Genomic DNA, 13,302 nt, shown 5'->3' with positions numbered 1-13,302 from the left:
GTCTGCTCAGGAGCAAGATGTCCTACGTCATAGGTTTCTTTTACAGAATCTTCCAGGTAATTTCCAGTACCAGCAGAAACTGGTTCCCAGGTAATTTCTACAGGATGATGGAATGGGATAATCTTTGCAGACAGTGGAGAAAACTTTTTAGAAGCTTTCAAAATATCAGCAAATTCAATCAATTTATTTCTGCCTTCTTCATTCAATCCACTCATAATGTTATATGGATTTTCTCCAAAGAAGGATTCATATATATCTTCGATATCAAGTAACTGGCAAAGTGTCAGGAAAACATGTAAAGCGGGTTCTCGTGCATTGTTCTCCCATTTGGAGAGTGCTTTTGTAGTGACCTGAATACCTTCCTGAGAAAGCAGGTTTACCAGATCTGATTGAGAGTATCCTTTCTTTTTTCTATTTTCTGCTAATATTTCCCCGAAATCACGCATTTGTTCGCCTCATTTCTATTTGAATTTTCTATATGCATTATACCGTATGTTAGAAATAAAATCAACAATAATCTCCGAAATGGAGAAAATACAACCAAGATGTTACTTGACTATCTCCGAAATGTCGATATATACTAAACATACAGAAATTGATAAGACATTATGTTGAAGGAAGCAGCTGGGAGGTGAAAAGTTTGAGTGAGCGTGTGATCCTGCATAGTGATATGAACTGTTTTTATGCCAGTGTAGAAATGCTACATCATCCGGAATTTGCTGGAATGCCTCTGGCAGTCGGTGGTGATCCGGAAGCCCGGCATGGAATTGTGCTGACAGCAAATTATATTGCCAAGAAAAAAGGAGTAAAAACCGGAATGGCATTATGGCAGGCGAAACAGGTTTGCCCGGAAATTATTTTTGTACCACCACGGATGGATTTATATTTGCGATTTTCTCAAATGGCAAGGGAAATCTATTCAGAGTATACAGATAAAATTGAGCCATATGGAATTGATGAAGCCTGGCTGGATGTATCAGATAGTGGAAATCTGAAAGGAAGCGGAATGACGATTGCGAGAGAAATCAGCCATCGGATTAAATACGAACTTGGAGTAACAGTGAGTATTGGAATTTCCTGGAATAAGATTTATGCGAAACTTGGTTCAGATTACAAAAAGCCGGATGCAATCACAGAGTTTAATCGAGAAAATTATAAAGACAGGATATGGCAGCTTCCTGCGTCAGATTTGCTTTATGTCGGAAGACAGACAAATAAGAAATTGCAAAAACTTGGAATCCGGACAATCGGGCAACTTGCGGAATCAGACGAAAAGTTGTTAGAGAGCCATTTTGGAAAAATAGGAAATGTATTATGGGCTTTCGCAAATGGCTGGGATGAAGATCCGGTTTGCAAGGAAGGGTATGAAGCTCCAGTAAAGTCGATAGGTAATAGCACCACAACACCGAGAGATCTGGAAAATGATCTGGATGTTTGGATCATTCAAATAGCATTGGCAGAAAGTGTAGCTGCACGATTGCGGAAACATGGATTTAAATGCAAAACAGTAGAAATTACAGTTCGAGATAATGGATTGTATAGTTTTTCCAGACAGATACATTTACGACAGCCAACGAATATTACAAATGAGATTGTAACTGCAGCATTTCAGCTATTTAAAGATAATTACAAATGGGAACATCCCATTAGAAGCCTGGGAATCCGAGCTGCGGATCTTGTGTTAGATGATATTCCCGTGCAGTTGGATTTATTTGGAAATCAGGAGAAAAAAGAAAAGTTAGAGAAGCTGGATCGTACTGTAGATGAGATAAGACGACGGTTTGGATATTTCAGTATACAGCGAGCGGCAATGTACCAGGATAAAGTCTTATCCCACTTAGACGCTGGTACGCACACGGTCCATCCACACAGTTATTTTCATGGGTAATTGGAGGGATAGATTTGAAAAAAGCATTAACCAGAAAACAGGAAGAAAGTTATCAGTGTATTTTGAATTATACGAAGGAGCATGGATATCCGCCGACAGTTCGGGAATTTGGAGAGTTGATCGGGGTGAAATCAACATCATCTGCTTTTTCCAGAATCAAGCAGTTGGAGCAAAACGGATATATCCGAAGGATTCCGGCATCGCCAAGAGCAATCGAGATTTTATAGTGAGGTGTCGGCATGAACAAAGTATATGTAGATGTAGTGGCAGAGTTTCGGAAAGACGGACAGCTGGTTCCCATATTTTTTACATGGGAGGATGGAAGAAAGTATAGCATTGACAGAATTTTGAAAATCGAGCGATGCGCCAGCAGAAAGGCAGGCGGTGTAGGAATGATGTACACCTGTATGATACAGGGACAGGAAAGCCATTTGTTTTACGAAGTGGATAAATGGTTTATGGAGAGAAAAACAGCATAAGGAGAGATAGGTATAGACGATATTATTTGGATTATTAACCGGCAGGGATAGTCACTTTCCCTTTATATTCCTGCAGGTTTTACATAAGAAGATGGATTCCGGTCAGCAAAGGCAACTCCCACAATGCCTTTTGGATATCCGCTTCTGCAAATTGTAGTAAGTAATTGCTTCCCATCAAAATCATGGGGAAAGCGAACTGGTCTGAAAGACCGCCAGTTAGTGTGATGATGATAAGGAGATTTTGAAACTGATGACAGACAGAGATTATGCAATTAAATCAATGAAAGAGATTACCTTCCAGATGGCAAGCCATGCACAGGATTATCTGGAAGTTACAATCGAAAGACATTATACTGATATTAAAGAACTGATGACAAGTTACCAGAAGCTGATTTTGGAAAATCAGGTCGTATTGGAAGAACTGGATATGGAGTGCCAGGAGAAGATCAATGAAGATATGGCATATGCGTTAAGCTACCTGAGCATTTATAATCATCAGCTGAACGTGCCAAAGATGCACCGGGAGATGAATAACCTGATGATTATTTATGGACTGTCGGACATGATCTATCGGGGAATGACACTGGTGAAATTTTATGCTCCCAATGGTGTGACACTCAGTGAAATTCTTCATTCCTGCTTTTGCAGTCATTACAATAAGACAGATGTGGAAGTGCAGCAGGAACTGGGAATAGGCAGGACTTCTTTTTATAAGATGAAGAAGCAGGCCCTTGGATATTTAGGATTTTATTTTTATGAGATCGTGGTACCGCAGGCAAAGGATAAAAGATTTAAACCGTCACTGGGCGTAGAGGAAGAGTAGGTGAGTAATATGAGATACGAAGATTCGATGAAAGGTGTAGCTGCTCAGATAATCAAAGAACAGCAGCGAGCCAGTAAAATAAAAAACAATCCAGAAGAGTTCCATTGGCATGACGAATATGCAACGTTGAATTTCTTTCGGTTTATCTGCAAAAATATCGGTAACTTGGGAAATGGAGAAATTGAGAAAATGGTCACACGCTTGAAAAGCATAGATCAGAAAGCAGTGGAAAACCATGTGAATGGTGCTGTTTTGGCATTTGATTATGATAAGATGTTCTGTGTACTGATGGAAAATGAAATTTGCCGAAAGGTGTGTGAAAAGAATAAATATAATAGTTGGATGAAGTTGATTGGACAGTATTGTGTTTCAATGGCTTAAAGATGAAGAAAGTTGTTGGAGGGAAAAAACTCTCCAGCAACTTTGTCTTTGATGAATAGAGGTCAATTTTTTGTTCAATTATTTTCACTATTGTTTGATTCAGTGATTTTTTTCTTCTTTGGAGAAACCAGTTTGTGACCGGAATAAATGGACATGCCCATACAAAGCAATGAAGAATAGGCAAAGTATTTATGTGCAGTCATAGATTTTCTGATTCCAGAATAAATGCATCCCAACATACAGAAAAGTGCGCCTAGGGACCAGTATTTATGTGATTTCATGATTTGATACCTCCTTTGATTTAGCTGCTTCAATCATAACTCTATTTTACGAATATGCAAAGAAAATCTTGAAATATAGTTCTGTAGAATTAGAACTTGGCTTTGCGATTCTGTATATTTAAGATATCCACAAGTATACTAAATCCAGAACGATTATTCGTTCTGGAGGAGGTGTTACGATGGATTTGAAGGCAGTAGGACAGCGAATCAAATCAGCACGAGAAGCAAAAAATCTCACGCAAGAGGAACTGGCTGCATTAGTAAATTTAAGTCCGACGCATGTGAGTGTAATAGAGAGAGGCTTGAAAGTTACAAAATTGGATACCTTTGTTGCAATTGCAAATGCATTAGATGTTTCTGCAGATACTCTTTTGATTGATGTTGTGGCACATTCAGTTACAGGTGTTACCAATGAGCTGACAGAGAAAATAGAAAAACTTCCGATCAAAGAGCAGAAAAAAATTATCAAAGTAATTCATACATTATTGGAAGAGTAATATGACAAACTGGGAAGAGCAAGTAGCTCTTCTTTTTTTTGACTTTTTATTCCGCTTTAAATTGTAAAGTGTCTTTTCATGATAATAGAAATATGCTAAATTAGTTCTATAGAACAATGTGTAATTCTACTTATATATTGGAGGAAAATGAATGAGAGAGAAAACTATTTATGAGAAAATTGCAAAAAAGTACAACACAACACCAGAAGAGGTACGCAGAGAAATGCAGATAGCCATAGATGCAGGATTTGATAATCCTGATCCGGATGTGCAGGAAGAATGGAAGAAAATGACACTTAAAGGAGACAGACCCACACCGGAAGAAGTAATCAATTACGCAGTAAAACAATTAAAAGGAAATTAATGAAAATATGAAAAGAAAGATAATTGCAGTAATCTCAGGAGCAGTCATCTTGATAATTGCTACAGGAAGTATTTATGGGAAACCTGAATCTGGTCATAAGGAAGGTGAACCTGATGTAGTAGGAACATTTTCCATAAATCAGGATGAAAATCTAACCGTAGTAGCTAACCGGGAAAATATTGAGGATAGAGAAGCGTTTGCAAGAGAACTTTTGCAGATGTACAAGGAGAATTCTTTTCATTCGACAAAATTCTCCACAGACAGGGGATATGCGACGAGTCTTGATATGAACATCTATTTATGGAAAGAGGATATTGAAGATGGGGAATCGGTAATGACAGCCGAATACAGACCTGTAGAATATGGAAAGGACTATGATGTTGTCAATAATCCTGATAAATTTCAACTATATATAGATGGAAAAGAAGTAGAAGAATAACACGGTGAACTTTTTATACTGAAATATGTACGATTTCAATAATGATGTGAACTTATAGGAATGTATTGCGGATACTTTGTGAACTTTATCCTGATACAATGATTATGCTGATGAAAGAAGGCATAGATAACTGAATATAAGAAAGAGACGAAGGCCTCAGTAGTTAAGAAAAAAACTACTGGGGCTTTTTTTCGTGCCTGAATTTCTCAGCCAATAACTGCGGGTATGTCCCGGCAGGATAAAGGCGGAGCAGGCATGATTCTAAACAGAGGTCCGCCTTCTGGATTTGAAACAAGCAACGAGATTTCAAATTCAGGAGGAACGGACATGTATATTGAACACCCATATTTTTATGAAGGAAAGTATTACGCAAATATTGATGGAGAGATGATTGAGATTACAAAAGAGGTTGCGTATGCGATGAACAATTTTTATAGAAGCAGCAAGGCAAAAAAGGTAGAAATCAAAAACGAATTGGGAGAGGTCGTGGACAAGATGTTGAGGGAAGTACCTTACAGTGGTCAGTCCATTGATGGAGAAGGCTTTATGATAGAGGATTTTCCGGATCTGAATTGTGATGTGGAGCATAGTGTGCTGACAAAAATGGAACAGCAGGATATCCACAAAGTGATCAATCAGCTGAACTCCGAGGAACGCATGATTATTTACGGTATTTTCTTTGAAAACAAGACACAGACACAGATGGCAGAGATTATGGGAATTTCCAGACAGATGCTGTCATACAAGCTGAAATCCATTCTTAATAAGATGCGTGAAATGTATATGAATAAATTTTTTTAAAAAATTTTTCAAAATCTTTTGCATCTTCCGAAGTCATTTGACTTTAGTAATTAGAGGAGCTTTAAGGACTCCCTAAAACGCACCGTGATAACTGAATATCCAATAATAACTGACGTGACATTTCATACAGTGAGCACGAGGAAGATGCCGCTATAGGATTATAAGACGTAAAAACATTTTTAGAGCTAATAATGCTGCGAAAAAGCACTGACCAAAGCCAGTCGGCAGGCTGGTGATGCGATGACATGTGTGAGATGCGATACACTTGCAGACCCTGAGAAGTCTGTAATTGGTAAACCTATGAACTGCCAGAGCCTGGAAACGAGAGTTTTTGGGTTGTGGTCCGGAGTATAGCATTCGGACAGGTTATTATTCCCTTCCTGCAGATGCAGGAGTAACGATTCGGGGTATCGAGGATAAATAGAATCGAGCGAGCACTGTTTAATAATCAAATTGGTTATAGAGGTTATGCGGCAGAGCTTTCCATCTTGGAAAGGAACTCTGCCGTATTCCTGTGGAGCCAATATAGCGCTAGGGATGCTTTACAAATAAAAAAAGATTGGAGAGATGACAAGTGACGATTCGAAGAGGAGATATCTTATGGGCGGATCTCGGTATGTTTCCGACAACTTCGGTTCAGGGTGGAGTAAGACCGGTGATCGTAGTAAGTAACAACAAAGCTAATACATACAGTTCAGTCATTACAGTAGTTCCGCTGACGTCAAGAATATATAAGAAGCGGTATTTGCCAACACATGTATTTATCAGTAAGTACGATATGACAGGGATCCGAAAAGGAAGCCTGGCATTGGCTGAACAGGTTATGAGTATTTCTACAAAATGTATTATTGAGAAATGCGGAAGAGTAAATAAGTGGAGCCTGGATCGGGTACTGAAAGCAGTACGGATTCAGATGGGAATGGAAGGAGAAGGGCATGACAGCAGAGGAATATAGAAATTATCTGGATCAGGATTTCAGTGATGTGGATATCAATGAAATGACTGATCTACGGATGATAAAAACAGACAGAAATAAATCGCTTCAGGAACGGAGAGATATTTTTCTGAATAAAGTAGGAAATCCTTATCTGGTCCGGATCGGTAATATGAAAGTAAAAGTCAGATTTGCAAATAACGGTATATCTATGGAGCAGGCATTTGAGAATATGCTTCTGAGTGTCTGAAAAAGTACTGGTAAAATTGAGGGGACTGTGTTAGAATGTCGGTAAGGACAAATTATGCAGCCCCCTTTTATTACATGGATTTTCTGACGTAATAAAAGGAGGTAAGATATGTATCAGAATATCAACAAAATCTATCATGCCGCCATCTATGTCAGATTATCTAAAGAAGATGGCGATATTTCCAGTTCAGCAAAACTGGAAAGTAACAGCATTTCTAACCAGAAAGCTTTGATTCTGGATTTCCTGAAAGACAAAAAAGATATTGAAGTTGTTTCAGTCCGAGTTGATGATGGCTACTCAGGCTCTAATTTTGAGCGCCCTGCATTCCAGGCAATGCTGGAAGATATCCGGCATGGGATTGTAGACTGCGTAGTGGTAAAAGATTTATCACGATTTGGAAGGGAATATATTGATTCCGGGAAGTATATCGAGAGATTATTCCCGGCTCTTGGTGTGCGTTTTATTGCCATCAATGATAATTATGACAGTCTTAAGGGAAAGAATCAGGCAGACGAAATCATTATCCCATTTAAAAATTTAATCAACGATGCTTATTGTCGTGATATTTCTATTAAGATCAGGAGTAATCTTGAGATTAAGAGGAAAAAAGGCGAGTGCGTGACTCCGTTTGTAGCATTTGGATACAGGAAGACAAAGACAGATAAGCATAAATTAGAGATTGATCCATCGGCGGGCGGTGTAGTACAGGATATTTTTAAGATGAAGCTGCAGGGAATGAGTCAGGATGCGATCGCTAATCGTTTAAATGAACTGGGTATTCTTTCCCCATTTGAGTATAAAATAAGCAGCGGCAGTCGTTATGAAACAGGTTTCCGGCAGAAAGAACAGGCACTTTGGAGTTCCGTTACGGTCCGCAGGATACTGGAAAACGAGGTTTATATCGGAAACCTTGTACAGGGAAAAAGGACAACTCCAAACCATAAAGTGAAGCAGACTTATGTGAAACCGGAAGATGACTGGATCCGGATTGAGAAAAATCATGAACCTCTGGTGAGTGACCGTGATTTTGAAATTGTTCAGAGGCTTCTTGGCATGGATACACGTACTTCACCTGACCAAAAGCAGGTATATCTGTTATCCGGAATTGCTGTATGTGCGGATTGTGGAGCACCTATGACAAGAAAGGTTTCTACTGTGGCAGGAAAAAAATATGCTTATTATCTATGTTCCACAAATAAAGAAACAAAACGCTGTTCCAGTCATAGAATACCGGAAAAGGATCTGGAAGATGCCGTATTAGTGATGTTGAAACAGCATATCCAGAATATCCTGCACCTGAAAAGAGTCCTGGAATTTATCGGTACTGTGCCATTTCAGGAGATCAATATGAAAAAGCTGCAGGACAGGCTGGAGAAGAAAAAGCAGGAGAAAGAACGCTGTAAGGAGTTACGGATGATGCTCTATTCGGATATGAAAGAGGGCATTGTATCAAAAGAAGACTATGTAGAGCTTCATGCAGCATATGGAAAGCGGCTTAGAAATGCGGAAGAGAGTATCCGTGCGATCCAGAAAGAAATGGATAACGAGCTGGAAAAAGCAGACAAAGCCAATACCTGGCTGGATTATTTTGTGAAATATCAGGATATTGAAGAACTGTCCCGCACTGTGGTGGTAGAACTGATCAGGCAAATCAGAGTATATGATAAAAAGAATATAGAGATCACTTTTGATTTTGATGATTGTTATCAGACATTGCTGAATCAATTACCTGCTATGGGAGTTGATATGGTAATAGATGATGATAACAATCTGCAGGTCAATGTAAAGGAGGTTGTATAAAATGGCACGAAAGAGCAGGAAAAACATTCCGGAAGTAGTCAGCAGTGCAACCGTCCAGACAGAGGTGAGCAGACCGTTCCGGGCAGGATTGTATGCCAGAATTTCAATGGAAACAGAAGAAACCTTAGAAAGAGGAACGATAGAAACCCAGGTGGAACTGATGAAAAACTTTGTGGCAGATACGGAAGACATCGCAGTTGCAGAAATATATAAGGATTCTGATTATTCTGGTACAAATTTCGACCGTCCTGGTTTTACGCAGATGATGGAAGATATCAAGCATGGAAAAATTAACTGTGTGATTGTAAAGGATCTATCCAGACTTGGAAGGAATTATGTAGAGACAAGTAATTATATTGAGCGTGTATTTCCGTTTTTTCATGTGCGGTTTCTTGCTGTGACGGATGACTTTGATTCTTTCCGTGAGGGAGTGGATCTGACAGTTCCCTTAAAAAATATCATCAATGAGTTTTATTCCAAAGACCTTGCAAAAAAGAGCAGCAGTGCCAAAAAAGCCCTGTGGAAAGAAGGAAAATTTACTGGTGCATGGGAACCTTATGGATACAGGAAATCAGAACAGGACAGACACCAGCTGGTAGTTGACGAGGAGGCTGCCGGACATTTACGAGAAATTTTTACTATGTATATGGATGGATGCAGCTACAGCGATATTGCAAAAAGACTGAATACAGATGGTATCCTTTCCCCGACTTTGCAGAGGGAATATTATAAAACAGGCGAAAAGCCTTCACCGGAATCCAAACCTTGGAATAATTATGAAGTGAAACGTGTACTTCAGGATGTCCATTGTACCGGAGATTCTGTATATGGAAAATATCAGCAGAGTGTTTTTCAAGGAAACAAGCAGAGAAATCTACCGGAGAGTGAGTGGCTCTATGCTGAGAATACCCACGAAGGAATTATTGATAAAGAACTGTTCCGGCAGGTACAGGAAAAAATCCGGGAATTTACGGAAGCATACAAAAAGAAGCATCAGCTGAATAATGGAGCCATTCGGAATCATAATTTCTATACCGGCAAGATCAGGTGTGGGGGTTGTGGGAACCGCATGGTGTTGTCCAGAGAAAAAACAGGGACATTTTATTATATCTGTGGTGCAGATGCGAACCATAAATCCGGAGGAAATCAGTGTAAGGGGCACAGAGTCAAAAAAGAATACGTGGATGAAGACGTCCTTCGCCTGATCCAGTCACATATGAAAGCCGTATTGGATACAGAGAAACTGATCCGTGAAATGAATTCTGCTTCCAGAAACCAGACACAGTATTTGCTTCTGGATAAGGAAGTGGGGAAACTTCGGCGGGAGTTGAGCAGGATCAGCAAGCGTAAATCTGATTTATATGAGGATTATTCGGAACGTCTGATTACAGAAGAAGAATACATACAGTTTTCTCGGATCTATTCCAATGAAATAGAAAACATCAAGAACCGCCTGGATGTAGTATTGGCGGCACAGGTACGGTATTCCAAGGATTATCATATCGAGGAAGGATGGGGAAAAGTGATACATACTTATATGTCAAAGCGTAAGCTGACAAAAGAAATGGCAGATGCCTTTGTGGATTCAATTATTATCCATGGTAAGTATGATTATGAGATCAAGCTGGTATATGACGATCAGTTTGCAGATTTACAGAAATTAAAGAAAGAGAAGGAGGCGCAGTCAAGATGACAGATCATAGAAAAACAGCTGTTTACATCCGTTTATCCGCAGAAGATGACAATGTAGATGGCAGAGCTAAAAAAGAGAGCGACAGTGTAACTTCTCAGAGAATTCTGTTAAAATCATTTGTGATTGATCAGCTGGGTGTAGATGAGGCAGATATCCTGGAATATGTGGATGATGGTGTCAGCGGTACTCATTTTAAACGGCAGGGATTTCAACAGCTGCAGGATGACATGAAAAGTGGAGAAATCGGCTGTGTAGTTGTAAAAGACTTTTCCAGATTCGGAAGAGACTATCTGGAAGTTGGATTTTATATTGAATATATTTTTCCACTTCTGCAGATTCGATTTATTTCGATTAATGACAGCTATGACAGTGCAGCAAGCAGCGGAATGACTGGTGGAATGAATGTGGCATTGCAGAATCTGGTATACAATATGTATAGCCTGGATTTGTCCAAGAAAATTTCATCAGCAATGCAGACGAGAACAAAAAATGGTACACGTCTTCCGGTAAATGCCAGATATGGCTATAAAAAAGGAAAAGATGGAAGGCTGGAAGTTGATCCGGAGGCTGCAAAAGTCGTGAAAATGATTTTTCAGATGGCAGCGGAGGGAACAAGTTTTGCAGATATTACAAGGGAATTGAACAGACAGGCGATTGCTACTTGTGATGAGCAGAAATTATCAAGAGGGGATCAGGTGCAGTTCCAGAGGTTTGACACGATCAAAAAGAAACACTGGAGCCCTACGACAGTATCGGCAATCGTCCGGGATGAGATTTATATTGGAACCAGAATCTGGGGCAAAACACGTTGCAGTATGCATACGGGCCATAAAGCAGTTCTGAATGATGAAACAGAATGGGTTCGCCTGGAAAATCATCATACGGCAATTATAGACAGGGAATTGTTTGAAAAAGCAAATGAAATGCATCCGAAAAAGAAGAGAAGTGTTGCAGAATCACGCACCAATTTTACTCTGGAAAGACGTAAAAAACAGCCGGCCTTGCTGATATGTGCCAACTGTGGGCATTCTCTGTTAAAAGAAACAGAGCATCTGCTGAAATGTTCAGATGCCAGAACCAATGGTGATCCTGTGTGCCGAAGTCTGGTGATTCGTAGGGAACCGATGGAGGAGAATATCCTTGGGCTTGTCCGTCAGTATGCAGCGTCAATGTTGAAAAAAGGAAAGAAAGTATCTTCCAAAAGACAATGTGAATACAAAGAGATCAATACTACAGAATTGCAAAAACAGAGCCGACAGTTGACCTCGGAAAAGATGAAACTCTATGATGATTACAAAGATGGTCGTATAGATCGTGATTCGTATAAGCAGAGAGCTGAAAAGATAAGTGTACAGCTGGATGAAATAAAACGAAAGATAGAAGATGCGAAGAATAGTAAAAAGCTTCTTGAACAAAATGAACTTTCTGATAAAATAAAACTAAAAGATTTCTTGGGAATTCAGAAGTTCGATACAGAGAAGCTGCGTGAGGTTATCAAGGTGATCCGTGTTCATAGTCAGGATGAAATTGAAATCGAATGGAATTTTGACGATATTTTTTCAGAACAGAGATAACTTGAGCAGGACAAGAATGACTTATCAAAAGATAATAAAGGTGCTGGGACTACCTGATGGAAGCGTCAGATAGTCTTCGGCAGAAAAAAATAAAATTTTTTTTGTCCTATACTTGACACATCCACATGTATGTAGGCATACATATTGTTCCAATATGGCGAAAGCTGGAATGAATCCGAAAGCACTCCAATATTTAATGGGACATTCTGATATAGGGGTTACGTTAAATGTATATACGCATCTGGGATTAATTGATGCAAAAGAAGAGATGAATAGGATTGCAAAACTGGCATAGTATGATAAAATAATAGAAAAAAGAATTAAAAATAATCTGATGATAAGGTTCTTAGAAAGCCTGTTTTCCAGGCTGATTATTACTAAGAAGTTACTAAATTTGGATAAGAAAATATACGAATTTATGCTGTGATATACAGGAAAATGACAGGATTGAAGATTATCGGAAAATGCCTGTAAACAGCGTAAATACAGCATTTCAAGGAGTTTTAAGCAATGATAAGTGTGTTATTTGTCTGCCACGGCAATATCTGCCGCAGCCCTATTGCTGAATTCGTTATGAAGGATATGGTTACGAAACGAGGTATCAAGGCTAAATTTTACATTGCGTCTGCAGCCACTAGTACAGAGGAAATCTGGAATGGAATCGGGAATCCGGTTTATCCGCCGGCAAAGCGGGAATTGGCAAAGCATGGGATTTCCTACGAGGGGAAAAGAGCGGTACAGATCACCAAAGCAGATTATGGAAAATATGATTATATTCTGGGAATGGAAGAGAGAAACATTCGGAATATCTTGCGAATTGTAGGAAAGGATCCGGAAGGGAAAGTGAAGCTCTTACTGGATTATTCAGATAATCCCAGAGATATTGCTGATCCGTGGTATACGCGGGATTTTGAATCTACTTATAGAGATGTAGTAGAAGGCTGCGAAGGATTTCTTGCGTATCTGGAGAAAAATGAGAAGATATAGGTTGGAAGAGTATACGCAATATGATAAACGTAATGATGAAATAAAAATAGTAAAAACAAAAAAACAATGCAAAAATGTGCGTTTTGAACATTTTCTATTCCCTATTCTAGT

17 protein-coding genes and 1 pseudogene are annotated in these 13,302 nt (G+C 39.2%); 16 read left to right on the top strand and 2 right to left on the bottom strand.

The genetic code is table 11. From position 1 onward, the window contains the following. Positions 1-446, bottom strand: a 446-nt coding sequence (locus tag AB5706_RS21365) for a helix-turn-helix domain-containing protein (RefSeq protein WP_368366312.1), incomplete at its 3' end; no start/stop codon positions are given. Positions 447-640: 194 nt separating this feature from the next. Between AB5706_RS21365 and dinB the strand changes: the two genes are divergently transcribed. From dinB to AB5706_RS21340, 5 genes are all read left to right on the top strand, one after another. Further along, positions 641-1,888 carry a DNA polymerase IV gene (dinB, locus tag AB5706_RS21360; RefSeq protein WP_023922632.1) on the top strand — a complete coding sequence of 416 codons (1,248 nt, stop codon included), beginning with the start codon at positions 641-643 and terminating at the stop codon, positions 1,886-1,888. 14 nt (positions 1,889-1,902) lie between these two features. After that, entirely contained in the window at positions 1,903-2,115 is a 213-nt protein-coding gene (locus AB5706_RS21355) for a LexA family protein (RefSeq protein WP_023922630.1), read from the top strand. A 12-nt stretch (positions 2,116-2,127) separates the two neighbouring features. Further along, positions 2,128-2,367 carry a hypothetical protein gene (locus AB5706_RS21350; RefSeq protein ID WP_005344271.1) on the top strand — a complete coding sequence of 80 codons (240 nt, stop codon included), beginning with the start codon at positions 2,128-2,130 and terminating at the stop codon, positions 2,365-2,367. 250 nt (positions 2,368-2,617) lie between these two features. Continuing rightward, positions 2,618-3,190 (top strand): ArpU family phage packaging/lysis transcriptional regulator, encoded by a 573-nt coding sequence (locus AB5706_RS21345; protein WP_012744267.1) that lies wholly within the window; start codon positions 2,618-2,620, stop codon positions 3,188-3,190. A 9-nt stretch (positions 3,191-3,199) separates the two neighbouring features. Next, positions 3,200-3,571, top strand: coding sequence for a hypothetical protein (locus AB5706_RS21340; protein WP_368366311.1), 372 nt, complete (start codon positions 3,200-3,202; stop codon positions 3,569-3,571). 74 nt (positions 3,572-3,645) lie between these two features. Here AB5706_RS21340 and AB5706_RS21335 read toward each other — a convergent pair whose 3' ends face one another. Then, positions 3,646-3,852: a DUF6219 family protein gene (locus AB5706_RS21335; protein ID WP_015524569.1), complete on the bottom strand. Its 207-nt coding sequence runs from the start codon at positions 3,850-3,852 to the stop codon at positions 3,646-3,648. A 179-nt stretch (positions 3,853-4,031) separates the two neighbouring features. Here AB5706_RS21335 and AB5706_RS21330 point away from each other — a divergent pair, with 179 nt between their 5' ends. From AB5706_RS21330 to AB5706_RS21280, 11 genes and pseudogenes are all read left to right on the top strand, one after another. Continuing rightward, on the top strand, positions 4,032-4,349 hold the full coding sequence (locus AB5706_RS21330) for a helix-turn-helix domain-containing protein (RefSeq protein ID WP_008688152.1): 318 nt from the start codon (positions 4,032-4,034) through the stop codon (positions 4,347-4,349). Positions 4,350-4,500: 151 nt separating this feature from the next. After that, complete coding sequence (locus tag AB5706_RS21325; protein WP_012744264.1) at positions 4,501-4,713, top strand: sporulation initiation factor Spo0A C-terminal domain-containing protein; 213 nt, start codon at positions 4,501-4,503, stop codon at positions 4,711-4,713. Between the two features lie 7 nt (positions 4,714-4,720). Then, positions 4,721-5,152 (top strand): hypothetical protein, encoded by a 432-nt coding sequence (locus AB5706_RS21320; protein WP_012744263.1) that lies wholly within the window; start codon positions 4,721-4,723, stop codon positions 5,150-5,152. Positions 5,153-5,479: 327 nt separating this feature from the next. Then, complete coding sequence (locus AB5706_RS21315) at positions 5,480-5,953, top strand: sigma-70 family RNA polymerase sigma factor (RefSeq protein WP_023922628.1); 474 nt, start codon at positions 5,480-5,482, stop codon at positions 5,951-5,953. Positions 5,954-6,527: 574 nt separating this feature from the next. Continuing rightward, a complete protein-coding gene (locus AB5706_RS21310; protein ID WP_012744261.1) occupies positions 6,528-6,908 on the top strand; it encodes a type II toxin-antitoxin system PemK/MazF family toxin in 381 nt (126 codons plus the stop codon). After that, positions 6,889-7,137 carry a DUF6870 family protein gene (locus AB5706_RS21305; protein ID WP_012744260.1) on the top strand — a complete coding sequence of 83 codons (249 nt, stop codon included), beginning with the start codon at positions 6,889-6,891 and terminating at the stop codon, positions 7,135-7,137. The genes AB5706_RS21310 and AB5706_RS21305 overlap by 20 nt, the downstream gene beginning before the upstream one ends. Before the next feature lie 108 nt (positions 7,138-7,245). Beyond that, positions 7,246-8,937: a recombinase family protein gene (locus AB5706_RS21300; protein WP_023922627.1), complete on the top strand. Its 1,692-nt coding sequence runs from the start codon at positions 7,246-7,248 to the stop codon at positions 8,935-8,937. A 1-nt stretch (position 8,938) separates the two neighbouring features. Then, positions 8,939-10,630, top strand: a complete 1,692-nt coding sequence (locus tag AB5706_RS21295) for a recombinase family protein (RefSeq protein WP_368366310.1) — start codon at positions 8,939-8,941, stop codon at positions 10,628-10,630. Next, positions 10,627-12,204, top strand: a complete 1,578-nt coding sequence (locus AB5706_RS21290; RefSeq protein WP_012744257.1) for a recombinase family protein — start codon at positions 10,627-10,629, stop codon at positions 12,202-12,204. Before AB5706_RS21295 ends, AB5706_RS21290 begins: the two co-directional genes overlap by 4 nt. Before the next feature lie 121 nt (positions 12,205-12,325). After that, positions 12,326-12,499, top strand: a pseudogene (locus tag AB5706_RS21285) (tyrosine-type recombinase/integrase); the annotation flags it as partial. A 215-nt stretch (positions 12,500-12,714) separates the two neighbouring features. Further along, a complete protein-coding gene (locus AB5706_RS21280; RefSeq protein ID WP_173772843.1) occupies positions 12,715-13,191 on the top strand; it encodes a low molecular weight protein-tyrosine-phosphatase in 477 nt (158 codons plus the stop codon). The last annotated feature ends 111 nt before the right edge of the window (positions 13,192-13,302 follow it).

It is taken from the genome of Ruminococcus sp. RTP21484sp1_RTP21277st1_D2_RTP21277_210401, assembly GCF_040924225.1.
Lineage (GTDB): Bacteria > Bacillota > Clostridia > Lachnospirales > Lachnospiraceae > Blautia_A > Blautia_A faecis.
Note: the sequence above shows the minus strand (reverse complement) of the source record. Positions and strands in the feature narration are given on the sequence as shown.

Excerpts from the sequence above, each read along its gene's own strand:
- AB5706_RS21350 (WP_005344271.1), top strand. The coding sequence starts at position 2,128 with ATGAACAAAGTATATGTAGATGTAGTGGCAGAGTTTCGGAAAGACGGA.
- AB5706_RS21345 (WP_012744267.1), top strand. The coding sequence starts at position 2,618 with ATGACAGACAGAGATTATGCAATTAAATCAATGAAAGAGATTACCTTC.
- AB5706_RS21340 (WP_368366311.1), top strand. The coding sequence starts at position 3,200 with ATGAGATACGAAGATTCGATGAAAGGTGTAGCTGCTCAGATAATCAAA.
- AB5706_RS21335 (WP_015524569.1), bottom strand. The coding sequence starts at position 3,852 with ATGAAATCACATAAATACTGGTCCCTAGGCGCACTTTTCTGTATGTTG.
- AB5706_RS21330 (WP_008688152.1), top strand. The coding sequence starts at position 4,032 with ATGGATTTGAAGGCAGTAGGACAGCGAATCAAATCAGCACGAGAAGCA.
- AB5706_RS21325 (WP_012744264.1), top strand. The coding sequence starts at position 4,501 with ATGAGAGAGAAAACTATTTATGAGAAAATTGCAAAAAAGTACAACACA.
- AB5706_RS21320 (WP_012744263.1), top strand. The coding sequence starts at position 4,721 with ATGAAAAGAAAGATAATTGCAGTAATCTCAGGAGCAGTCATCTTGATA.
- AB5706_RS21315 (WP_023922628.1), top strand. The coding sequence starts at position 5,480 with ATGTATATTGAACACCCATATTTTTATGAAGGAAAGTATTACGCAAAT.
- AB5706_RS21305 (WP_012744260.1), top strand. The coding sequence starts at position 6,889 with ATGACAGCAGAGGAATATAGAAATTATCTGGATCAGGATTTCAGTGAT.
- AB5706_RS21300 (WP_023922627.1), top strand. The coding sequence starts at position 7,246 with ATGTATCAGAATATCAACAAAATCTATCATGCCGCCATCTATGTCAGA.
- AB5706_RS21295 (WP_368366310.1), top strand. The coding sequence starts at position 8,939 with ATGGCACGAAAGAGCAGGAAAAACATTCCGGAAGTAGTCAGCAGTGCA.
- AB5706_RS21290 (WP_012744257.1), top strand. The coding sequence starts at position 10,627 with ATGACAGATCATAGAAAAACAGCTGTTTACATCCGTTTATCCGCAGAA.
- AB5706_RS21280 (WP_173772843.1), top strand. The coding sequence starts at position 12,715 with ATGATAAGTGTGTTATTTGTCTGCCACGGCAATATCTGCCGCAGCCCT.